The organism is Eubacterium sp. AF17-7, assembly GCF_003461285.1.
Taxonomy (GTDB): domain Bacteria; phylum Bacillota; class Clostridia; order Lachnospirales; family Lachnospiraceae; genus Eubacterium_U; species Eubacterium_U album.
In genome coordinates this window covers 198418-223639 of record NZ_QTWU01000002.1, presented here as the reverse complement: position 1 = coordinate 223639, position 25222 = coordinate 198418, and the positions used below count along the sequence as shown (strand labels likewise).

Genomic DNA, 25222 nt, shown 5'->3' with positions numbered 1-25222 from the left:
GAGAATATTATGAAAAAAACTTTATTAAAAAAGCTGTTATCTCTTACAATAGTCATCACACTTCTTGCTATGCCTCTTACAGGATGTGTTTCCACATCATCAAGTACTACGGCAACAGCAACACACGAATGTTTCAATACTGTTGTTACACTTACAATAAACAGTTGTAGTGGTGATGAATCAGCTGATGATATAATAAATGAATGCTTTGGTCTTTGTTATAATTACGAAAAACTATTTAGCAGAACCAAAGATTCAAGTGACGTTTCAGCCATTAACAATTCAAATGGGCAGCCTGTAGAGGTAAAACCTGTAGTTGCTGAATTAATAGAAGATAGTATTTATTATAGCGAATTATCTAATGGTGCATTTGATATTACTATTGCCCCATTGAGTATACTTTGGAACATTACAGGTGATAATCCATCCGTTCCGTCATCAGATGATATTACTAATGCATTGTCACATGTAAACTACGAAAATATATCCGTCAACGATTCTACAGTTACACTAGCAGACCCTGAAGCAAAAATAGATTTAGGTGGAATTGCAAAAGGATTTGTTGCAGACAAAATAAAAAGCTATATGATTCAGACAGGTGTTACTTCAGCAATAATAAATCTTGGTGGAAATATTGTTACAATTGGTGGCAAAAAAAATGGTGGCAATTTTAATATAGGAATTCAAAAACCATTTGGTTCATCCGAAGAATATTCAGCAATTGTAAAAGGTTCAAATTTATCAATTGTAACTTCAGGCTCTTATGAACGATATTTCAAACAGGACGGAAAAATATATCATCATATTTTAGACACAAAAACAGGTTATCCTGTTGATAACAGACTTTTATCTGTAACTATTATTTCCGAGGATTCCTTAAGTGGTGATGCATTAAGTACAACTTGTTTTGCTTTAGGGTTAAAAAAAGGCATGCGTTTAATAGAAAATACACCAGAAATCGAAGCAGTATTTATTGATAAAGATTACACAATCCATACTTCAAGCGGACTTGTCTTGGATGAAGGAGAAGATGGAGTTCCTACAATTTCAGTTGTTTCTCCAGAATCACTAACAAAAGAAGTAAATGAAGCTGAATAATAAACACAAACTAAAATTATTTCATATTTTGATATAGAAAATAAAATGTCTTACGAATTGTCTTGTATTAACTACTCTTGCGATTTGTAGGACATTTTTATGTAATAAACAGTTATAATCTGATAGAAATATATATCTGTAAAATACATTTTTTATAAACTATCATTTTTTTCAAATTATAACTGTTTTATAATTATTTTTTACTTGTTCTAAAGAACTGTCTGCAAATTTTTTTTAAATCAAATGGTATTAAAGGATATATATAACTTGTGTTTGTAATCGTTTTATTCATTCCGATTACAACTGCTGTAAATATAACTCCTCCAATAAATCCATATAATCCAAATATCGCTGTTAAAATTAGTAAAATAATTCTTAAAAATTTTATCGCATATGCAAATTCATAATTTTCATGAGTAAAATTTGCAATTGCTACTACAGCCATGTATAAAAGAGTTTGAGGTACAAACCACCCTGTAGTTATTGTAAATTCCCCAATAATTATTGCTGCTATCAAACTTAACGGTGTGTTTAGCATATTAGGAGTATTAATTGCCGCCAATTTCAAACCGTCTACACCAATTTCAAGCATTAATAGTTGCCAGATAATTGGGATATTTAACTCATCAGATACCTTTGTAAATATTAACCAATTTGGAAGCAATTCCGGCTGCACTGCATATAAAAGATATAATGGAGTCAGAAGTATGGATATAATTGTAATAAAGGCTCTTGCCAATCTAAGGTAAGTACCGGTAAGAGGTGAAAAGTAATAATCATCTGCTTCTTCTATAGCATCAAATACTGTAGTTGGTAAAAGCATAGCCGCCGGCGAATTATCTACCAGTACTGCAATCTGTCCATTAATTACTGATGCAGCAACAGTATCAGGTCGTTCTGTGTATCTAAACTTTGGGAAAGGATTAATCCAGCTTCCTTTATAAATACATTCAGCAAGACTTTCCTGATTCATTGCTAACGCATCTATTTTTGCATTTGCCAGTTTATCTTTAATCAAATTAAGTGCCTCTTTATCGACTCTTCCTTCAATATAACATATTGCCACGTCAGTTCTTGAACATTCTCCTATTTGTGTTATTTCACATCTATACTCAGGACTTCGTATTCTTCTTCTGATTAATGCAGTATTATATACTAAAGTTTCAACAAAACCATCTCTTGAACCTCTTAATACCTTATATTTTTCAGGCTCTTCAACTCCTCTTGCCGGATATTCTCTTGCATCAATTAAAAAAGCACTTTCATATCCATCTACAATCAAGCAAACAATCCCGGATAAAATCGCAGTAATAATATTATATTCGTTACTTTCATCTGAAGTTTCAATATAAGGAATGATGTTTGCAATAAAATTTTCTTTATCATTCGGAATATCTTCTGATTTAACTGATGTTAAAGCTTCAATAACTTTTTCCATTACATCTTCATCACAAAATCCATTAATAAAATATAGAACAGCATTTTTATCTCCAATAGTAATTTTCCTTTTCAATAAATCATAGCTTGTTCCAATAGCTAGTATTTCATCTATTTTCTTCTCAGTAATTTCAATTTTTGAGTCAATAAATTTTTCCATAAAAAAACCTCACACTAGTATATAGTGTGAGATTTTCTTAATTTTATTCGCATTATATGTTAATTCCGGCATTTTCATAATGCAATAAAACAATTAATGCAATTTAGTAATAATTTTTTTCGGACATTTTTCAGCACATATTCCACAGTTTTTACATTTACTCTGATCAATATGAGCTAAATTATATTCAAATTCAATTGCACCATTTGGGCAATTCTTAGCGCACAGTCCACATCCTATACAACCAACAGAACATGCCTGCATAACATCTCTTCCTTTATCCTTAGATGAACAGGAAACCATATACTGTGCATTTTCCGTAATTATTTCAATAAGATTTTTTGGACACGCTTTTACACATTTACCACATGCGACACATTTATCTCTGTCTACTACTGCCTTACCATTAACAACTGATATTGCACCAAATTCACATGCTTTAACACATGAACCAAGTCCAAGGCATCCATATGCGCAGGCTTTTGCACCACCACCGGGAATATTTGCAGCATCCTGACATGACATATTTCCATAATATTCGTACTTATCTTTTGATTTATCACAATCACCTGAGCATTTAACATACGCATATTTCTTAACAACGTCTGCTTCAACACCTACAATTTCACTTATAATCTTCGCAACAGGTGCTCCTCCAACAGGGCATGCTCCCGGATCACATTCTCCATTTGCAATTGCAGCCGCTAAACCATCACATCCCGGATAACCGCATCCACCACAGTTATTTCCCGGAAGCACTTCTCTAATCGCTGCTTCTTTTTCATTAACTTCAACTGCAAAAAACTTTCCGGCAACTACAAGGATAACTGCAATAATTATACCAACACCGCCTACAACAATAACTGCTCCTAAAATTCCACTCATATCCAAGCACCTCCTATATTATTCCTGTAAATCCGGTAAATGCAATTGCCATTAACCCTGAGGCAATTAAAACCATCGGAGTTCCCTGGAAAGGTTTTGGAATATTATTGTTTTCACTCTTTTCTCTGATACCTGCTAAAATAACAATTGCAATCAAAAATCCTACAGATGTTCCAAGTGAATTAGCAAGGCTCTGTCCAAAAGTATATCCGTCATCAATATTCGAAATTGCTACACCTAAAACTGCACAGTTTGTTGTAATTAAAGGAAGATAAACACCTAATGCCTGATATAAAGGTTTTACATATTTCTTTAATATCATTTCAACCAACTGAACTAACGCAGCAATTACAAGAATAAAGACAATAGTCTGTAAATATTCAAGATTAAAAGGTTTTAAAATTCCATAATAAATTCCATATGTTACGCTTGAAGCAATCAAAATAACAAAAATAACCGCTGCTCCCATTCCGGCTGCAGTATCTGTCTTTTTTGAAACTCCAAGGAAAGGACACAAACCAAGGAACTGGCTTAAAACTACATTATTAACTAAAGCAGCTGCAACTGCTATTAACATACATTGAACCATTTACGCTTCCTCCTTTGTATCTTCTTTACAATGTTCTGTTGCCATTGCACAACCCTGACAATTACCATCGCATATTTTATCTTTTGGCTTTTGACCATGTTTCATTTTAATATAGTTCTGTGTAGCTATTAAAGCTGCAAGAACAAAGAACGCTCCCGGTGCCATTACAAAAATTCCGATTCCATCCCAATGTGGAATGTTAATTCCAAGAATTGTTCCCGCACCGATTATTTCTCTAAATCCGCCCAATATAGAAAGGGCTATTGTAAATCCAAGTCCCATTCCAAGTCCATCGAAAATAGATGGTAAAACAGGATTTTTTGATGCATAACTTTCTGCTCTACCTAAAATAATACAGTTAACAACTATTAATGGAATATAAATTCCAAGCGCTGCATTAAGTGATGGCAAATATGCTTCAAGCATAAACTGTAAAATAGTAACAAAACTTGCAACAATAACTATAAATGCAGGCACACGTACCCCATTTGGTATTATATTTCTAAGTAATGAAATAAAACAGTTTGACAAAACAAGTACCACCATTGTACTAAGTCCCATTCCGGCACCATTAATCAATGAAGATGTAACTGCAAGTGTCGGGCACATACCTAATATTAAAACAAATGTTGGATTTTCTTTTATAATTCCGTTATATAATCTTTCTAAACATTTACCCATTATTCAGCACCTCCTGTAATATATTTAAAACAGAAAATTGCTGCATTAACGCCATTAGTTGTTGCATTTGTTGTTATTGTTGCTCCACTCATTGCGTCAATTTCATTATCTTCTGATGCTCCTGTTTTTGAATATTTAAAGTAGTCAACTTTCTTATCATTAAACTGATTTTTATAACTGTCTTCTTTTGCTCTCATTCCAAGTCCTGGTGTTTCGCTTATAGATAAGAAGGAAATGCCATTAACAGTTACATCTTCCTTAATTCCAACTGAAAACTGAATCTTGCCATCGTAAGCTTCATTATCTGTAACAGTTATTACATATCCAAGTACGTTGTTATCTTTATCTTTTGCTTCCATTATTTCATTGATGTCTGCATTAATATCTGATGCACCATTAGCTTTAACTTCATCAGTATCCATTTTCTTAATGTAGTCCGCTATCTTTTTCTGGTCACTGTCATTTATTTTGTATTCATCAAAATGATCTGCGCCGTCAAATACTGCCTGATAAGCTGCATTTTTTGTTTTTTGCTCCTGTTGCGCTCTGGCCTGTGATGTAACATTATACACAGCTCCAAGTCCTAAACCCGAAACTAAAGTAATAGCAAATAATATTAACGCATCTTTTATCATTTTATTCATATTACTTGCCCTCCTTCTTTTCCTTAACCATTCCAAATGCTTTAGGAATTGTTATTTTTTCAATTAAAGGTACTAATAAGTTACAGAATATAATTGCAAACGATACACCTTCAGCTGTATTTCCAAATGTTCTGAAAATTGCAGTAAGTACACCTAAACATATTCCAAATAAAATTCTTCCATTCTTTGTCATCGGAGATGTAGAATAATCAGTTGCCATAAAGAAAGCACCAAAAATTAATCCACCACCACAAAGATGTTTAAGTAAGAATGTAATATCTGTCTGTCCGTTAAATAACATAATGCAGATTGAAAATACAACTATGTAAGTAATTGGTATTCTTAAATCAATTATCTTATTAATTACAAGGTATAAAGCTCCAAGTAAAAGTGCGATAATACTTGTTTCACCTATTGTTCCTGCATGTGTACCAATAAACATTGATAACAAATCAACATTTTCTCCGGCTTTTAATGCTGTAAGCGGTGTTGCCTGAGATACTCCATCTACGACTCTGTACATTTCAGGATAAAACGCTGTCATATTTCCTGCAAATGATAATACAAGAAAACATCTTGCACCTAATGCAGGGTTCATGAAGTTCTGTCCAAGTCCACCAAACAACTGTTTAACTATTATTATTGCAAATGCACCTCCAAGCATTGCTTTCCAATAAGGAAATGTACATGGAAGATTAAGTGCAAGAATCATTCCTGTTACTACAGCACTTAAATCGCCTATAGTTGATGGTCTTTTAGTTATTAAATCAAATATATATTCCGAAATCACACAAGCAGCTACTGTTAATAAAATCAGCAATGCTGAACGGATTCCATATTCCATTCCAAATAAATTTTGATAATTAATAATACCAAAAATAGATGGTGGTAATAATGCAATAATTACATCGCCCATTATAGATTTTGTTGTAAGTTTTGACTTAACATGAGGGCTTGATGATACATGATACATTTTTAGTTCACTCTTACCCTTTCTTTCTTGCTGCAATAACTTTTCTCTTCATAGTTCTTACAGACTGTGTAATATTTCTGTTTGCAGGACAAATATAATTACATGTTCCACATTCTATACATTCCATTCCATGATATTTTAAAAATGTATCCATGTCATCCGCCGCTGCAGCCTGTGCCAATTTAGCACATATAAGATTTTCAGGACAGACACTTGCACATTTCCCACAGTTAAGACAATTTGTCATTGTTGCATCAGCAACATCATCATGAAGAAATGCTAAAAGTGCTGAAGAACCTTTTATTACAGGTACATCTAAACTAAACATTGCCTGCCCCATCATAGGTCCACCTGAAATAAGTTTTACAACTCCATCTTTTAACTCGCCAGCTTCTTTTACTAATTTTGCATGACTTGTTCCAATTGGAACTACAAAGTTAGATGGTGTATTAATACCATCTCCTGATACAGTAACTATTCTTTCAGTTAATGGTTTATGAAATTTAACTGCATTATAAATATTATAAATAGTATCTACATTATCAACTATACATCCGGCATCAGCAGGAAGCATTTTTGAATTAATCTTTCTTTTAGTTACAGCATAAATAATATGTCTTTCTGAACCCTGTGGATATTTTGTTTTTAATTCAGCCACTGAGATTTTTGGTTCATTTTCCGTAAGTTTGCTTAACTCTTCAATTACATCTTTTTTGTTATTTTCAACAGCAATAACACCTTGTGCATTTTCAAAAAGTGATAATACAATTTTAAGACCTTCTATTACCTCTTTAGGCTGTTCTTTTAACCTTCTGTAATCAGCTGTAATGTATGGCTCACATTCTGCCGCATTTACTATTACATAATCAATTTTATCAATTTCTTTTGGTGATAATTTTACATGAGTTGGAAAACATGCGCCGCCTAAACCTACAACGCCACAATCTTTTATTAATTCAATTTTCTCTTCTCTGGATAAATTATCATCCGGTTTTTCGTATTCAAACTTCTCATACTGTTCATCATTTTCAATAACAACAGATAAAACTTTACTTCCATTAGGAACTAATCTTTGTTCAATCTTTTTTACTGTTCCCGATACCGATGAATGAATATTAGCTGAAACAAATCCATTAGCTTCAGCAATCTTTTGACCAACAAGGACTCTGTCTCCTACATTTACAATTGGTTTAGCAGGTGCACCAATATGCTGAGCTACAGGTATCACTACTTCACCATCAGGGTAAATTTGTCTGGTCGGAATATCTTTCGATAGTTCTTTTCCATCATATGGATGAACTCCACCCTTAAATGTTAAAATAGACATCTAACTTCCTCTCTTTCATTTTTGTACAACTAACTTGCCACTCTTTATAATAATACTTTTTATGCTTTTTTACAACGAAGTATTCTTCAATTTTTAGACTTTTGACCCTTATGTTTTTATATGTTATCATACGTTTATGATTGTTATAAAAGATAAAGTTGAAAATAAAATTGAATACCCATTAGAAAGATTAGGAAATGTTGACCATATGATTTATTTTGACATTGAAACAACAGGTTTTTCCCGAAAATATTGTATGGTTTATATGATAGGATGTATGTATTTTGTTAACGGTGAACCAATTTATACACAATGGGTTGCTGAAAATGCAAATGACGAAGCAAATGTTTTGATGGCTTTTCATAAATTTATTCAAAATTATAAAATAATAATCCATTTTAATGGAAATACTTTTGATATGCCATTTTTAAAGGAGCGTGGCGAAAAATATAATATAAATTTTGATTTTAATTCATTTGAAAGCATCGACATTTATAAAACAGTAAAAAAATATTCTGATTTACTTAAATTAGAAAACAACAAGCAAAAAACATACGAAGATTTTCTTGGAATAAAACGTAATGATCCTTTTTCAGGCGGTGATTTAATTGAAGTCTATAAAGAATTTATGCGTACACATGATGAAATGTTAGTGTTTCCACTATTATTACACAATAAAGAAGATGTATGGTACATGGGCACACTCACTTCTCTTCTTTCATTAAATGATTTTTTTGAAGGAAATTACACACTAAACAGTTATGAAATACGTAATTATAAATCAATAGATGGAATCATCGGTAAAGAATTATATATAAATTTAGACTTAGATGTATATGCTCCATTTACGGTTACTAAAAAAACTGACTACATTTATTTTAAGCTAAATGGAAATAATGCACAGATTACCATTATTAGTCCACATCTTTTACTTAAATACTTTTTTAAGAATTATAAAGACTATTATTATCTTCCTGAAGAAGATATCACAATACATAAAGATGTGGCAACATATGTTGATAAAAATCACCGAATTCAGGCAACCGCCTCTAACTGCTTTACAAAAGTAACTGATAACTTTTTACCGATATTTTCAGTCAAAAGCCCAGATTTTAACCAGATCTTCATTGAAAACTACGGCGAAAAGAATGGTTTTATTCAATTAGAGAGCATAAAAGATGAAGATTGTGTATTAAAATATGTCAACTGCATACTGGATTATTTGTATTAAGGGCCATAAACTGTTATTAATCATTTAACACAATAATATTTAGCTAATTTAATATTAAGAAAAATTTGTAAATTCAGGTTCAACTTACCAGTTTATTATCTATCTATCTCCACATAATAGTAGTGTAACATAAACCTTCAGTTGATGGTTTAAGTTACACAATATACTGAAGGTTTATAAAACCGGAAGTAATGTTAAATTCGGAGGTATGAAATTATGAGTAACACAAACAATGTTAATGTTCCTGAAGCAAAGGCTGCTATGAACAGATTTAAAATGGAATGTGCAAACGAAGTAGGAGTAACTTTATCAGATGGTTACAACGGAAACTTAACTTCAGCTCAGGCCGGAAGTGTTGGTGGTCAGATGGTTAAGAAAATGATCGAAGCTCAGGAAAAACAGATGTCAGGTAAATAAGACATTTCTCTTTAGAGTATGAAAAACGAGAGCTGCCGAAAGGCAGCTCTTTTTTTAATATAATATGCATCAAAATGATAACTTTACAATATTATTATGGAACTTTTTTGCAAAATAATTTAATAAATTGTTATTGAATATCCATTTTCAAATTCTTCTGATGGTTTTAATTTGTTTCCGTATTCTCTATCCTGTAATTCTCCATCAAAATCCTTAGAGTCACATCTACCGCACCATGGTTCTAAACAGATAAATGGAGCATTTTTCTTTGCAGGAGACCAAATACCACAAAGTGGCATATCAAATTCAACTTTTACATATTCATTTTTATTTGAATCTAATAATGAAAGACTATGAATCTGATTATCCTCTACAATTAAAGCGTCATCGTCAAACATATTTTTTGTTATATTAAATATTCCTTTATTATCAACAGTTATTTTATATGTTGCACTTGTATCCTTTACACCACCTTCGGCAATTTTGAAATATGTAAATTCATTTTTGCAATCCGTTTTAATATAACACTGACTTTGTTCTTCACCATCATTAATAGGACAATAAAAAGCCGGATGTGCTCCAATTGAAAAGTACATTTCCTTTGTATCATTGTTTTTAACTTTCCACATTACCTTAATATTATTTTTCTCTAATTTATACCCAATTTCTAAAGAAAAAATAAAAGGATATTTTGCAATTGTTTCATCAGATGCATTTAAGACAAACCATATTTCATCTGACTTACTAGTTATAAGTTTGAATTCCATATCTCTTGCGAACCCATGCTGTCCCATAAAATATTCTTTTCCATCATACTTATATTTCTTGTCTTTTAAGCTTCCAACAAAAGGAAATAAAACAGGTGAATGTCTTTTCCAATATTTTTCATCTGCATTCCATAAATATTCTTTGTCATTTTTCTTGTTTTTAATTCTTGATAATTCAGCACCAAAAGAATTAATTTCCACGTACAATTCTTCATTTTCTAAAACAAATTTTTCCATATGTTTTTTACCTTTCAATTATAAATTATTTTATGTAAAGCTTCGATAATACATATTTTCTAAATCTGTCAATCTGCTAAAGATAAACTGTTATGACAATTTTTCAACTATTGTTTTAAATTTCATGCTGTTTGAAGCTTTTACTAAAATAGAGTCATTTTCTTTTAATATGTCATCCATTTTGTTTTCAAATTCTTCTTTTGTTTCAAAATAAAACACTTTAATATTTTTATTATTTTCCTTTGCAGCATCTGCAATATTTTTTGCTAATTCACCTATGCATATAACAACATCAATGCCAAGATTTGCAGCATGCATTCCAACTTCTCTATGAAGTTGTTTTTCATTTTCTCCTAATTCATACATATTTCCAAGAATTGCTACTTTTCTGGTATTTGCTTCATTCAATACGCTTAAAGAAGCTTTCATGGACATAGGATTAGCATTATAACAATCATCAATAACAACAAATTTATCTGTATGGAAAATATTATTTCTTCCACTTATAGCCTTAAGACTTCTAATACCCTTATCTATTTCTTCTGTTGTCATCCCAAAATGTTTTCCAAAACATGAAGCAGCCATCGCATTGTAAATCATATGATGACCAGGAATTGGTATTATTGTTTCAAACTCTTCGTCAAAATATCTTATTGTAACTTTTGTTCCTTCAATTCCTAATGACTGATATTTAACTGCACAAACATCTCTATCTGTTTCTATTCCGAAGAAAACAGGCTTAACTCCTCTTACATCTTTTATTTGTGACAACTTGTCATCATCACCATTTAAAACTACATATGCATTTTCCTTAAGGTTATCAAAAATTTCTGTTTTTGCCTTAAATACACCATCTCTATCTCCTAAATTTTCCAAGTGACATGTACCAATATTTGTTATAACACACGCATCCGGTTTTGAAATTGCAGACAATCTGTGCATTTCCTCAAAATCACTAATTCCCATTTCAATAACAGCGATATCATGATTTTCTCTTATTTTAAGTATTGTTAAAGGCATTCCGATTTCATTGTTGTAATTACCTTGTGTTTTTAAAACATCAAATTTCTGTTCTAAAACAGACGCTATTATTTCCTTTGTGCTTGTCTTTCCAACACTTCCTGTTATTCCAATTATTTTACAGTCAAGTTGTTCTCTGTAAAATGTCGCAATTTCTTTTAATGCTAACGCTGTAGACTCTACCTTAATATAAGGATATTCTTCTGTTTCCAGAATCTTTTCTGACAATGTTACAAGCGCACCTTTTTCAAAAACCTGTGGAATAAATTTATGTCCGTCCACAACATTACCAACAAAAGGTATATATAAATATCCTTCTTCTATTAGTCTGCTATCTTTTTCAACACCTGTTATTTCTTTGTCTAATAATGATTTATCTCCATAAAACTTACCATTACATGCCTTTGTAATGTTTTCAATTGTCATATTTTTCATCAATATTTCCTGTTGATTTAATATTAAATATATACGTTTATTATACTGTATTATTTATCGAATTTATTTCAAATAGCAATATTAACTCAACTTTCTCCTTAATTTTTACTTATATTTTTTCATTGAAACATTAATCAAATGTTCACAAAGCTGTGGAAATTCCATTCCCATTGCTCTTGCTTCCTGTGGCACAAGACTTGTAACTGTCATTCCCGGTAAAGTATTTACTTCTATACAATACATTGAGCCATCTTTTTTCATCAAAACATCTGCTCTCGAATAAGTTACTATTCCAAGTGCTTTACATGCTTCCTCTGCCAATTTCTGCATTTTCTTTGTAAGTTCTTCATTAATTTGTGCCGGACATACATCTTCTGTTGCACCCGGAAGATATTTATTCTTGTAATCATACCATCCTGTTTTTGGAATAATTTCAACTATCGGTAAAGCCTTTCCATCAACAACACCTACAGAAAATTCTCTTCCTTCAACAAATTCTTCAATTACAATTGTATCTTCTAATGCAAAGCACTCTTTTAAAGCTGCATCATAATCTTTTTCATCTTTTACAATAACTACTCCTACACTAGAGCCGCCATTGCTTGCTTTAACTACAACCGGAATCTTCATTCCATAATCACTTAAATTTGTACTTTCACCTTTTTTTATCCATATTCCTTTTGGAGTAGATACATTCTGAGCCATAAATATCTGCTTTGTAATACTTTTATCCATGGCTAATGCACTTGCAACACTTCCGTCTCCTGTATACTTTATTCCCTGCAGATCAAATGCAGCCTGACATTTTCCATCTTCTCCATTTGCACCATGAAGAGCCATAAATACAATATCTGCCTGCTGGCATATTTCAAATACATTTTCACCAAAGAAGCCTTTTCTTTCTTTCTTTACTTTATCAACATCTTTTGATAATTTCTGTAATTTTTCCTTTTCAGCCTGTACATCAAAATCACTTACATCTAAAAGATTTTTATTTTCATTTCCAAAAAATACGTCTAAAAGCACAGCATTATGTCCAATACTTCTTAAAGCATCACACACCATTGAACCTGAATTCAATGATACTTCTCTTTCTGTACTTGTTCCACCGCATAAAACTACAATATTCATTGTGTTACCTCCAATTTATTTATATGCACAAATTACTGCCGATATTTTCCTTTATTTTAATAAATAACATAATACATAATTACTTAAATGCCATTCAACATTTAACTATACCATAGTAATTTAAATATTCAAGCCACTTGAATATATATATTTGTCTATATATTCATCAAGCCTTTGTTTTTCTACATCTGACACTTCAATTTCGCCATCTTCAATTCTATTTACCATATCAGCTGCAGTTTTTAAAATGCTTGCATCACTGTAAATATCACCTAGTTTAAACTCCATATCACCACTTTGTCTTACACCGAAGAAATCTCCCGGGCCTCGTAATTTAAGGTCTTCGTTGGCTATTTCAAATCCATTATTTGAATGATTAAGTATTTCAAGTCTCTCAGAAGCTTTCTTTGTTTCTGAGGCATTAATAAAAATGCAATACGACTGATATTTTCCTCTTCCTACTCGTCCTCTAAGTTGGTGCAGCCCTGCAAGTCCAAATCTTTCTGCATTTTCAATCATCATAACTGTAGCATTAGGGACATTTACTCCAACTTCAACCACCGTAGTTGATACTAATATCTGTATTTCATTTTTAGCAAATCTATCCATTATCTCATTCTTCATTGCAGGCTTCATTTTTCCATGTAAATATTCTATGTTTATATATGGTGGAAATATGTTTTTTAATGTATTGCAATAGTCAATTACATTTTCACCTTCAATAGCTTCGCTAAATTCAACAGTCGGGCAAATTATATATGCCTGTCTGCCTTGTACTACCTGTTGTTCTATAAACTTATAAGCATTCGGTCTGTAATTTGTACCAACAACGCAGTTTTTGATTGGTAATCTGTTCGCCGGTAATTCATCAATTATTGATATATCCAAATCTCCATACATAATAATTGCAAGAGTTCTTGGAATCGGAGTTGCACTCATTACAATTATGTGTGGCATTGAACCTTTATTTGCAATAGATTCTCTCTGTCTTACTCCAAATCTATGCTGTTCATCAGTTATTACTAATGCTAATTTTTTATAATTTACTGAATCCTGAATCAATGCATGTGTTCCAATAATAATTGACACTTCTCCACTTTCTATCTTTGCATATGCTTCTCTTTTTTCTTTTGCCTTCATTGAACCTGTAAGTAAAACAGTATTTATATTTAGTTCATTTTCTGCAATTAATTCATTAATGCTTTCCAAATGTTGTCTTGCAAGAACTTCAGTCGGTACCATTATTGCTCCCTGATATCCACTTAATGCTGCACTTATAAGAGCCAATGTTGCAACTATCGTTTTTCCCGAACCTACATCTCCTTGTATCAGTCTATTCATTACTTTAGAACCGGACATATCTTTTTCAATTTCATTCCATGTTCTAAGCTGTGCATTTGTCAGTTTATATGGCAAATCATTTATTATCGTTGAAATTACTTCTGAATTATTTATAACAAACCTATTTTCATTATCTTTATCACTATCTTTAAATTTTCTAAGTGAATATGTAAAATCAAAAAATTCATTAAAAATTATTCTGTCTTTTGCCTGCTTTAACTCCATTTTATTTTTAGGAAAATGAATCTGTATATATGCTTTGTTTATATCAAGCAGACCTCTCTCTTTAAGTACCGCATCTGGCATATATTCTTTAACCGGCAATTCAACTTTAATAGCCTGCACAACCGCTTTTGTAACCATTTTTTCAGTTAAGCCCGAAACTAGAGGATAAATAGGTTGCATTTTATCTAACAATTCTTTATATTCATTTATCTTATAAATTTTTGGCTGTTCTAAAACAAACGCTCCTCTATTTTCCTTAACCATACCTCTAAATACAAAACTTGATCCTGGTTTTAATGTGTTCTTAAGATATGCCGCATTAAACCACGTTGTCCGAATAACATTTTTAGTATCATCCTGTAAATACGCTGTTACAATTTGTAAATTACGAACACGTCTGATTTCAATTTGTTTGTAAACTATTGCTTTTACTGCACAAATTTGATTGCATTTTAAATCACGTATCCACAACGGCATTTCATATATATCATAATTCCTTGGATAGTATTTAAGCAGGTCATCCGTTGTATGAATGCCTGCTTTATTAAATACTTTTTCTGTTTTTTCTCCAATGCCCTTCAATTCATTTATATTCATATGATTGCTCCAAATCTGCTTTGTTAAATCATTTCTCATCATAACTATATCTATGATAACATATAAACTTATTTTATCACATTTCTTATTAGGAAAAAACTTTTTATTTAATTAAATCCATTACAAATATTACTTTAAATAAATCTCCATCCAAAATAATATCAAATGTTCCACCGTGATTTTCAACTATACTTTGTGCTATAGATAATCCTAATCCACTACCTTCAGTACTTCTTGAAACATCACCTCTAATAAATCTTTCCGTTAACTGATCACTGTTAAAGTTCAACTGACTCTCAGAAATATTTTTAACTTCAACTCTTACTTTTGAGCCAACAATATTCGCATCAATATATACTCTTGTATTAGCCAAAGCATATTTGTAAATATTTCCATAAAGATTTTCTAATAATCTCCACATTTTTCTTCCATCAGCAAAAATATAAACTTCATCTTCTGGAAAATTTGTAACAATATTTAGTTTCTTATCTTCAAATTTTTCTTCATATTCACCTAAACTTTGTCTGATAAGTTCCGTAAGATTAATCTTTGTTTTTGTCAGTTTAATTGTTCCGGAGCTTAACTTAGATGCTTCAACTAAATCATCTACAAGTATCTTCAAACGATTTGATTTTTCTTCCAAAATCTTTACATATCCTTGTGCCTTTTCATTTTCGAGTTCTTCCTGATCTAACAAATGAACATAGTTAATAATTGATGTAAGAGGTGTTTTAATGTCATGTGATACATTAGTTATCAGGTCTGTTTTCATACGTTCATTCTTAACATTCTGATCAACTGCCTTATCAATTCCCATTCCAATACTATTTACACTATGTGCCATTCTACGGTTAATTCCAAAAAAAAGCTTTTCGTTTATCGTTCTTTTTGTATCTCCGCTTGCAATCTTATCTGTTTCTTCATTTATAAATTCATATTCAACCAAAAACTTCCACAATATAGCCGCTAAAGTTATTGTTTCTATTGCTATTGCTAAAACTAATAAACCAAATGAATAAAATATACTATAAATTGCACAGTCTATTAAAGCGACTGCAATAATCGCTATCATAAAAATAATAACTTTAACCGTTGTTTTTAAATTAGTCCACAACGCTTCGCTTTTCTTAAATACAATATAAAGCAGACTTGTTCTAATGAGGGATTTTGCTTTTAATCTACGTATAATACTCATTACAAATTGAACGATAATTTCTGAGCATACAAAAATTATTGCTGATAAAACTATTTTAAGAATGTTTTGATTAATTACATTATCAATTTCATCAGTATAAAAACCTCTGGATGCTGCATTAATAATTAAGGCCACAACAAAACCTGATACTGCAACTAAATCCCACCATGAATAATCAATAGTATATAAATATGCCGGTTCCTTCCATTTATTCTTGCCTGTTGTAATAGCAAGTCCAATACCTGCTATACCTGCAATAACACAACTAAGTCCAAGAATAACAATCATTATGTTGTATTTTAAAATTTCCTTTTTTGAAGTAACTACATCTTTTACATAATAACTTAAATTAGTATCATATGGGTATGTTGTATTAACAGCCATTAAAACATATAAATCATTGTAATCTGTAAATGTTTTACACTTGCTGTTAAATATTTCAGCTGTAAAAAACTGTTTATCTAAAGTACAGATTTTTATATCGTTCAACTGGTCATACAAAAAATATTCTTTATATTCATTTGATGTAAGAATCTTCTCGGCATCCTGTGTATTATATTCTATATGCTGCCCATCTACATCGGTATACGAAATCTTGTACGATACATTTGAATCTATATTATTCATATACTTACTCGAATATTTATACAGTGAATAATCACAAAAGAAATTAAAAATTGCTTTACTTTCAGTTGAACTATATTCAGGATTTCTATCCATAAAATCCTGTAAATTATAATCACTTGAATACTCTAAATAATCACTATATGCATTATTGTCGTCTTCATATCTGCCATTATCATAATAATCACTATTTCCATAATATTCACCCATATTATACTCTGATGAAATATCCTGTTTATCATACATTTCAATCAATTGCTTTATAGTATAACTGGAGTTAGGCAATACCGCATTTTCATCTTTACCATATTTATCATAATATGTTGCAATATTTCCAACATCTGATAACAATGCTGAAAATGATGATTCAACAATATTATTGTAATTTCTCATTGCCTCATTTCTGGACATTATAGTTTTATCGTTAAACTCGAAGTACATAGAAGAATAACATATTCCCACAATTCCTATGGCAATTAAAACATTAAAAATTGTTTTCCATTTTTTCATAAGGTACACTCCTACATTTTTTCGATTTTATATCCTAAACCCCAAACTACTTTTAAATATCTTGGTTCTTTTGGATTAATCTCTATCTTTTCTCGAATGTGTCTTATGTGAACAGCTACAGTGTTGTCAGCAGAAATTGCAGGTTCATTCCAAACACTTTCATATATCTGCTCAATTGTATAAACCCTTCCCGGATTCTTGATAAGCAGAAGCAAAATGTTATATTCATATGGTGTTACTTTTACAGGTTCACCATCAACCGTAACCATTTTTCTGTCGTCGTCAATCTCAAGGCCTCCAACAACATATGTATTGCTTTTCTTTTCGGCTATATTTCCAAATTGTGTATATCTACGTATCTGTGATTTGACTCTGGCAACAAGTTCTAATGGATTAAACGGCTTTGTAATATAATCATCCGCTCCCACATCAAGTCCTACTACTTTATCTGAATCTTCTGATTTAGCCGATAAAATAATAATAGGTATACTACTGTTTTCTCTGATTTTTAAAGTAGCTCTTAATCCATCAAGCTTAGGCATCATTACATCAATTAATAGAAGCTGTACCTCGTTTGACTTCAATTTTTCAATTGCTTCTAATCCATCGTAAGCCTTAATTACATTATAACCTTCTTTTGATAAATAAATATCAATCGCTTCTACGATTTCTTTGTCATCATCACATACTAATATGTTGTACATTTTCTGCTCCTTTTCTAAAACACATTCTATTTGATTATAGAATATCCAATGATTTTTAAATTCCGTCACTCAATTTCTTAAGATTTAATTATGATTAAATTCTAAGTTCTAGTTTTGTTTACTTCTGCACTTTTCTTTTTACCTTTATAATCGGTTTACTTCTACGCTTTTACTTTTACCTTTATAATCAGTTTACTTCTACGCTTTTACTTTTACCTTTATAGTCTTGCTAAAACTGCCATAAATTTTCTTTTTATTATTCTTCTTAAAAGCTCTGGCTTTTACATAATATGTCTTTTTGCCTGCAAGTTTCTTGATTGTATATTTATTTTTCTTACATATTACTACATGTTTTTTCTTGAAATTTTTCTTTAAAGAATATACTATTTCAAAACCTGATGTACCTTTAGCCTTAGATAATTTTACATTAATTTTGTTCTTCAAGCCTTTTGCCTTAATATTTGCTTTTGCAGGAACAATATTAAATGTAACCTTCTGTATTCCCTTGTAAATACCTATTCCATTAATTTTAACTGTGGCTTTACCGATTTTTTTGTTATTTTTATATGTTATTGTATAATCAATGCCTTCTCTTAAAGTTACATCTCTATATGTGATTTCAATATTTTTAAATGTAATATTTTTACCTGTATACACTTTCTTTTTTGGCACACCGTTTACTGTTGTCATAGTAATGAATTTCTGTAATCTTGGTTCAGCAACTGCATTACCATTGCAATAAGACATAACTCTGCTTATATCTCCTGAGAATAAAGCATAAGCACCTGCATTATTTACAACATTATCAATTCCACCCTTACCACTTAGCACAACTGAACATGCATTAGTAATTGAAACTTCAGGCTTATCAGGAACACTGATTGCATTATTTAAATATGAAGATGATTTTGTTTTTCCTCCATAATTTCTTATTGTTTTTATTTCTAAACCCTTTTCATAAATTTTTAAGCATTTAAATATGATAACATATTTTAATATTGCGGTCAAAAATTGTAATATCTTTTTATCAAAAAAGTGCCGACAAAACATTTATATGTCTGTCAGCACTTCTTTAAAATATATTTATATATAATTTTATTAAATTAATGTAGGGTTAAAATCTCCCCACTTTGATGCCTACATCATTCCCATTCCCGGATTTGCAGGCATAGCCGGTGCATCTTCCTTTATATTTGCAACAACCGATTCTGTTGTTAATAATGTGCTAGCAACACTTGTTGCATTCTGTAATGCACTTCTTGTAACCTTTGCAGGGTCAAGGATTCCGGCATCAACCATCTGTACATATTTTTCATTATATGCATCAAATCCGTTTCCAGGTTCTGATTCGCGTACTTTATTTACGATAACTGAACCTTCAAGTCCGGCATTCTGTGCAATTGTAAATAATGGTGCTTCAAGAGCTTTAAGAATAATCTGTCCGCCTGTCTTTTCATCGCCTTCTAATGTATCAACTAATTTAGCAACTTTCTTTGATGCATGAATATATGCAGAACCACCACCTGAAATAATTCCTTCTTCTACAGCAGCTCTTGTAGCATTTAAAGCATCTTCCATACGAAGTTTCTTTTCCTGCATTTCAGGTTCTGTAGCAGCACCAACTCTGATAACTGCAACTCCACCTGCCATCTTAGCAAGTCTTTCCTGTAATTTTTCTTTATCAAAATCAGATGTTGTTTCAGCAAGCTGAGCTTTAATCTGAGCGATTCTTCCCTGAATTTCTTCAGAATTTCCTTCGCCATCAACGATAATTGTATTTTCTTTCTGAACCTTAACTGATTTAGCACGACCAAGGTCTTCAATCTTAGTTTCAGCAAGTGATAAGCCTAATTCTTCTGAAATAACCTGACCACCTGTAAGAATTGCAATATCTTTTAACATTTCTTTTCTTCTGTCACCGTATCCAGGAGCCTTAACAGCAACAACATTAAATGTTCCACGAAGTTTATTAACAATTAATGTTGTAAGAGCTTCGCCCTCTACATCTTCAGCAATAATTAAAAGTTTTGAACCGCTCTGTACAATCTGTTCAAGAATTGGAAGAATCTCCTGAATATTTGATATTTTCTTATCTGTTATTAAAATATATGGATTATCAAGGTTTGCTTCCATCTTTTCCATATCTGTTGCCATATATGCTGAAATATATCCTCTGTCAAACTGCATACCTTCAACAAGGTCAAGCTCAGTTTTCATTGTCTTTGATTCTTCAATTGTGATTACACCATCGTTAGAAACTTTTTCCATTGCATCTGCAACCATTTCTCCGACTTCTTCATCTCCAGCTGAAATTGCAGCTACTTTAGCAATCTGTTCCTTACCTGTAACCTTACTACTCATTTCTGAAATTGCCTTAACAGCTTCATCTGTAGCTTTCTGCATACCCTTTCTTAAAATAATTGGGTTAGCACCTGCAGCTAAATTTTTCATTCCTGCATTAATCATAGCCTGTGCTAAAACTGTAGCTGTTGTTGTTCCATCACCTGCAACATCATTTGTCTTAGTAGCTACTTCTCTAACCAACTGTGCACCCATATTTTCAAATGCATCTTCTAATTCAACTTCTTTAGCAATTGTTACACCATCATTAGTAATAAGTGGTGCACCATATGATTTATCTAAAACAACATTTCTTCCTTTAGGTCCAAGTGTTACTTTTACTGTATTTGCCAACTGATTTACTCCAGCTTCTAACGCAACTCTGGCATCTGCTCCAAATTTAATTTCTTTAGCCATTTTTATAACCTCCATTCAAATTTCCAATTTATAAGTATGATATTAAAACTATTCAACTACAGCTAAAATATCGTTCTGTCTAACTATAATATATTCCTCGCCATCTAATTTAACTTCATTTCCTGCATATTTTGAATATATTACTTTATCTCCGGCTTTAACCTGCATTGTTACTTCTTTACCGTCTACAACTCCACCGGGACCTACAGCAATTACTTCTGCCTGTTGTGGTTTTTCCTGTGACTGTGTTGTCAAAATAATTCCTGACTGTGTCTTTTCTTCAGGTTCAGCCTGTTTCAATACTACTCTGTCTCCTAATGGTACTAATTTCATTTAAAACTACCTCCTTTTCAGCTTGTTAGCACTCTTTCTTTTTGAGTGCTAACCCAATAACCTAATAATATATCAATTATTTCAAATATGCAACCCCTTATTTTTATTTTTTATTGTCACTTTTCTTCTTTTTATCTGTTTTCGTTCCAATTTTAGCATCTCTTCCAAAGCAGAATAAATACTGCTGTGCATAGCCTCCATACTCACCATAATGATTAGATGCGAATTTTTGTATTTCCTCTTTACTTGTCTCTTTTCCAAAATAAATGGCTTCCATTATACGTTTAATCCAAACATCAATAGGAAATGCATTTCTATATCCAAGTCCAAATAGCAAAACACAGTTTGCAACTTTATCTCCCACTCCCTTTATTGACTTTAATAATTCTCTTCCATCTTCTTCATTTAGATTTGCAAATAATTCTTCATTTATTTCACCTGAAGCAAGCTTTTGTGATGCATCATATAAATAAGGTGCCCTAAATCCGGACTTCATTTCCCTAAATGCTTCTTCTGTTATTTCTCCTAACTTTTCAGGATTTGGGAAACTATAGTATTTTTCACCATTTACATCACCAAGATATTCACCATATTGTTCACTTATTCTTTTTACAATCTGCTTGATTTGAGGTATTTGTTTGTTTTGTGAAATAATGAAAGATATTAGAACTTCATGGAAATCCTGATTTAAAATTCTAACACCATATTTTTCTTTAATTGCACTTTCTAATTTATTATCCTTCTTCAACAAATATTCTTTAATTTCATTATAATCTCTATCCAAATCAAAATAATTAGTCCATATTTTTTCTACATCTTCCTTTGAAGTATTATAAAATATAAGTTGATTTTCATCTTGTTTTATATGAAGCATTTTATTTTTTGCAACAATAACATATTCTTCTTTATCTAACTTATAAAATCTAAAACACTGACCACATTCTAATGTCTGTTCCAAATCAAAATCTTTAAGTTCATTTATTAGAGTATTTTTTCCATTCTCTGTAATTTTCATTTGTTTTTCCTCTTTTCTTACGAATATTTAACTAATCTAATAGGTAGAGTATCATTTTTATTATTCACATTCAATATAGATATTTATGTAAATTTATTACATTCTATTTTTTTAGCGTATGTAATATACATAAGTTTATATTTACTCACTTTTTACTCACACAATAACTTATGACATTATATCCTCTTTTTTTAATAATTAATATTAAAATTGTCATAATTTCTTTACATTATTTAATGTATTTCTCCTTTATTTTAGTCCAAAATAGTTATATAATTATATTAAAATGTTGGCAACGAAAGGAGACTGTATTATGGGATTTTTTAAAAAATTAGTTGGTTCAGCCGCTGTTATTGGCGCTGCTGTTGGAGGGATATCTTATTTAAAGAAGCGCAAAGAGGAAAAATATACTGAAGACGATATTTTTGAAGACTTTGATGACGAAAAGATTTTTGATATTAAAACAAATTCTAACAAAAACGGAACTCAGAAAATAACAATTACATTTAATTCTAACAAAGCTAAATCAATGGCTAATAATGCTGCTGATAAAGTATTAGAAGCTGCTGATTCTGCTAAAGGAAAAATTGTAGATGCTGTTGGCGAAGAAAAATATGATTCTGCTGTAAAAAAAGTAACTGATGCTGCTACTTTTGCTAAAGATAAAGCAAATGATGCAAAAGACAAAATCACAGATTTTGTTGGTGAAGACAGAATTGACAACGCTAAAGATTTATTCAATGATGCCGTTGATTTTGCAAAAGATAAAACATCTGAATTAATTGATAAAGTAAAGAATTATAATAATGAAAATGATTTTGTTGATACAGATTATAGTGACATTGATGATTTTGAATCTTTAGATGATGACTTTGTTGATGAATCTGACGATTTAAATAACGACTTTGATGAAAATTACTCTGATAATGATGATTTTGTTTCATCTGTCAAATTAGAGGAAGATGAGGCTTCTTCATTTAATGACGAAACATTTGATAACAATGACATACCTTCTGAAGAAAATCATATTTTCGAAGACATTGATGATATAAAGCAGGACGATGATTCATTTGAAGATACAAATATTTCTGAAGAAGGCACAGACATATTTGAAGAAGAATCTGTACCAAATGTTACGGAACATAATACCGAATCAAGTCTAACTGACGATGAAGAATATGATACTGAATCTAATATTACCGATGATGAGCTTGATAATAAAAGCAGTATTTCAGATAATACCTCAGAAAATCAGGCTGCTACAGAACCTGATGAATTTAATGAACTTGATGACGAATTAAACGATGATACATTTGATAATATCGAAGTAAATAATGATTCTTTAAATAGCAATAAATATAACAGCGAAAAAGATTCTGCTATTGTTGAAGAACATTTCTCTTTTTTAAAAAAAGCATCAGATAAGAGTGATGTTAACACTTCTACTGAAGATACTGATTTCTTAGATGATGAACTTGATGAAATCTAAATAATTTATAATAAAAAAATATAAAGGAGCCATTACAGTATGATAATTCTGACTAGTTAAGAAGTATCATACTGTAATGGCTCCTCTTGTTATCTTCCCGTAAAAAATCTCCCTATTCTAGGTCTATAGAGATTTTTCACAATGTAACCGAAAAAATAAATTTCGAAATTTGTACGAATATATTTTACAATAAATGAGCTCTTAATTCTTCTCCGCTCATTTCGCTTAAATATGCAGGTGCAATATCTAATACTGTCTTACAGCCTTTCTGTCCTTCATCATAAAGACGCTTAGCAGCTCTTGCATATGCAATTAAAACACTTGTAGTAAATTCAGGATTTGAATCTAACTTTAAGCTATATTCAATAATATGATTATGTTCTTTATTCATTCCTGTTTTTCCTGAACGGATTACAAATCCACCATGTGCCATTCCGCTATGATTCTTTTCTAATTCTTCTTCACTAATGAAATGAACTGTTGTATTGTAATCTGAGAAATAATTTGGCATTTCCTTGATTTCTTTTTCAACTGCAGCGGCATCTGCACCTTCTTCTAATACAACAAAACATTCTCTTTCATGCTTATCTCTTGTTGTAAGTTCCGGATTTTCGCCCGATCTAACTCTTTCTAAAGCACTTTCTACAGGAATTGTATACTGCTTTGCATTCTTAACGCCTTTAATTCTACGAATTGCATCTGAATGTCCCTGACTAACACCTTTTCCCCAGAATGTATAATCTTTTCCATCTGGAAGAATTGCATTTGCATAAACTCTGTTAAGCGAGAACATTCCAGGATCCCAACCTACTGAAATAACTGCTATTTTTCCAGCTTCCTTTGCTGCCTTATCAACTGTAGCAAAATGTTCAGGTATTCTTGCATGAGTATCAAAACTATCAATTACGTTAAACATTGAAGCAAACTGTGGAGTCTGTACAGGAAGATCTGTAGCACTACCACCACATAAAATCATAACATCTATCTTATCTTTCCAGTCTGCAACTTCATCAATATGACATACCGGAACATTTTCTGTTAAAATAGTTACATTCTTAGGATTTCTTCTTGTAAATACAGCAACTAATTCCATATCATTAGCTTCTTTAACTGCACATTCTACACCTTTTCCCAGGTTTCCATAACCTAAAATACCAATTCTTGTTTTCATTTCAGTCTCCTTCGTTAATATATATTTTACTTAATCAGCACTTGCAATCATTAGTCTTCTTTAATTGACATATTGTAAGTTTTCGCCACAAAAAATTATAGAATTTTTCCACAGATTTGACAATACTTTATATTATATTTTCTATAATTCTTTAATTTTTTCAAGAATACTTTTGATGCCTTGCTAAATACTGCATGTTTTTTCCATACTAAAGCTAGATTGCCAAAAA

The 25222-nt window shown here is 31.1% G+C and carries 22 protein-coding genes; 4 read left to right on the top strand and 18 right to left on the bottom strand.

All coding sequences use genetic code 11. The annotated features are described in order from the left end of the window. The first annotated feature begins 9 nt into the window (after positions 1-9). Entirely contained in the window at positions 10-1098 is a 1089-nt protein-coding gene (locus DWW96_RS04255) for an FAD:protein FMN transferase (protein WP_117909324.1), read from the top strand. Positions 1099-1291: 193 nt separating this feature from the next. On the opposite strand, the gene DWW96_RS04250 is transcribed toward DWW96_RS04255, so the two are convergent. The 7 genes from DWW96_RS04250 to rsxC form a co-directional block, all read right to left on the bottom strand. Then, the gene (locus tag DWW96_RS04250) at positions 1292-2695 is read right to left on the bottom strand and encodes a spore germination protein (RefSeq protein ID WP_117909322.1); all 1404 of its coding nucleotides are present in this window, start codon (positions 2693-2695) and stop codon (positions 1292-1294) included. A gap of 93 nt (positions 2696-2788) precedes the next feature. Continuing rightward, complete coding sequence (locus DWW96_RS04245) at positions 2789-3580, bottom strand: RnfABCDGE type electron transport complex subunit B (RefSeq protein WP_336306465.1); 792 nt, start codon at positions 3578-3580, stop codon at positions 2789-2791. 13 nt (positions 3581-3593) lie between these two features. Continuing rightward, entirely contained in the window at positions 3594-4169 is a 576-nt protein-coding gene (locus tag DWW96_RS04240) for an RnfABCDGE type electron transport complex subunit A (protein ID WP_022089540.1), read from the bottom strand. After that, complete coding sequence (locus DWW96_RS04235) at positions 4170-4850, bottom strand: electron transport complex subunit E (protein WP_022089539.1); 681 nt, start codon at positions 4848-4850, stop codon at positions 4170-4172. It lies immediately after the preceding gene. After that, positions 4850-5494: an RnfABCDGE type electron transport complex subunit G gene (locus DWW96_RS04230; protein WP_117909319.1), complete on the bottom strand. Its 645-nt coding sequence runs from the start codon at positions 5492-5494 to the stop codon at positions 4850-4852. Before DWW96_RS04230 ends, DWW96_RS04235 begins: the two co-directional genes overlap by 1 nt. A gap of 1 nt (position 5495) precedes the next feature. Next, the gene (locus DWW96_RS04225; RefSeq protein ID WP_336306548.1) at positions 5496-6410 is read right to left on the bottom strand and encodes an RnfABCDGE type electron transport complex subunit D; all 915 of its coding nucleotides are present in this window, start codon (positions 6408-6410) and stop codon (positions 5496-5498) included. 70 nt (positions 6411-6480) lie between these two features. Beyond that, positions 6481-7794 (bottom strand): electron transport complex subunit RsxC, encoded by a 1314-nt coding sequence (rsxC, locus tag DWW96_RS04220; RefSeq protein WP_117909317.1) that lies wholly within the window; start codon positions 7792-7794, stop codon positions 6481-6483. Positions 7795-7930: 136 nt separating this feature from the next. Between rsxC and DWW96_RS04215 the strand changes: the two genes are divergently transcribed. Both DWW96_RS04215 and DWW96_RS04210 read left to right on the top strand, forming a co-directional pair. Further along, a complete protein-coding gene (locus DWW96_RS04215; protein WP_117909315.1) occupies positions 7931-9025 on the top strand; it encodes a ribonuclease H-like domain-containing protein in 1095 nt (364 codons plus the stop codon). Positions 9026-9241: 216 nt separating this feature from the next. Further along, complete coding sequence (locus DWW96_RS04210) at positions 9242-9442, top strand: alpha/beta-type small acid-soluble spore protein (RefSeq protein ID WP_022089534.1); 201 nt, start codon at positions 9242-9244, stop codon at positions 9440-9442. A 119-nt stretch (positions 9443-9561) separates the two neighbouring features. Here DWW96_RS04210 and DWW96_RS04205 read toward each other — a convergent pair whose 3' ends face one another. The 10 genes from DWW96_RS04205 to DWW96_RS04160 all read right to left on the bottom strand — a co-directional run bounded on the left by DWW96_RS04205 (position 9562) and on the right by DWW96_RS04160 (position 22333). Further along, entirely contained in the window at positions 9562-10446 is an 885-nt protein-coding gene (locus tag DWW96_RS04205; protein ID WP_117909313.1) for an aldose 1-epimerase family protein, read from the bottom strand. A 90-nt stretch (positions 10447-10536) separates the two neighbouring features. Continuing rightward, a complete protein-coding gene (gene murF, locus DWW96_RS04200; RefSeq protein WP_117909311.1) occupies positions 10537-11901 on the bottom strand; it encodes a UDP-N-acetylmuramoyl-tripeptide--D-alanyl-D-alanine ligase in 1365 nt (454 codons plus the stop codon). Between the two features lie 105 nt (positions 11902-12006). Then, a complete protein-coding gene (locus DWW96_RS04195; RefSeq protein WP_022089531.1) occupies positions 12007-13032 on the bottom strand; it encodes a D-alanine--D-alanine ligase in 1026 nt (341 codons plus the stop codon). Between the two features lie 120 nt (positions 13033-13152). After that, on the bottom strand, positions 13153-15237 hold the full coding sequence (recG, locus tag DWW96_RS04190; RefSeq protein WP_243003017.1) for an ATP-dependent DNA helicase RecG: 2085 nt from the start codon (positions 15235-15237) through the stop codon (positions 13153-13155). Positions 15238-15298: 61 nt separating this feature from the next. Further along, positions 15299-17524, bottom strand: coding sequence for a HAMP domain-containing sensor histidine kinase (locus DWW96_RS04185; RefSeq protein ID WP_117909307.1), 2226 nt, complete (start codon positions 17522-17524; stop codon positions 15299-15301). Positions 17525-17535: 11 nt separating this feature from the next. After that, on the bottom strand, positions 17536-18228 hold the full coding sequence (locus DWW96_RS04180; RefSeq protein ID WP_117909305.1) for a response regulator transcription factor: 693 nt from the start codon (positions 18226-18228) through the stop codon (positions 17536-17538). 198 nt (positions 18229-18426) lie between these two features. Then, positions 18427-19236, bottom strand: coding sequence for a hypothetical protein (locus DWW96_RS04175; RefSeq protein WP_117909303.1), 810 nt, complete (start codon positions 19234-19236; stop codon positions 18427-18429). A gap of 129 nt (positions 19237-19365) precedes the next feature. Further along, the gene (gene groL / locus DWW96_RS04170) at positions 19366-20985 is read right to left on the bottom strand and encodes a chaperonin GroEL (protein ID WP_022089526.1); all 1620 of its coding nucleotides are present in this window, start codon (positions 20983-20985) and stop codon (positions 19366-19368) included. Between the two features lie 48 nt (positions 20986-21033). Continuing rightward, the gene (gene groES, locus DWW96_RS04165) at positions 21034-21318 is read right to left on the bottom strand and encodes a co-chaperone GroES (RefSeq protein WP_022089525.1); all 285 of its coding nucleotides are present in this window, start codon (positions 21316-21318) and stop codon (positions 21034-21036) included. 103 nt (positions 21319-21421) lie between these two features. Further along, positions 21422-22333, bottom strand: a complete 912-nt coding sequence (locus tag DWW96_RS04160) for a DNA glycosylase (protein WP_117909300.1) — start codon at positions 22331-22333, stop codon at positions 21422-21424. A 313-nt stretch (positions 22334-22646) separates the two neighbouring features. Between DWW96_RS04160 and DWW96_RS04155 the strand changes: the two genes are divergently transcribed. Further along, positions 22647-23822, top strand: coding sequence for a hypothetical protein (locus DWW96_RS04155; protein ID WP_117909298.1), 1176 nt, complete (start codon positions 22647-22649; stop codon positions 23820-23822). 184 nt (positions 23823-24006) lie between these two features. Here the strand turns inward: DWW96_RS04155 and DWW96_RS04150 are convergent, their stop codons facing one another. After that, a complete protein-coding gene (locus DWW96_RS04150) occupies positions 24007-24993 on the bottom strand; it encodes a diaminopimelate dehydrogenase (protein WP_117909296.1) in 987 nt (328 codons plus the stop codon). Between the last annotated feature and the right edge of the window lie 229 nt (positions 24994-25222).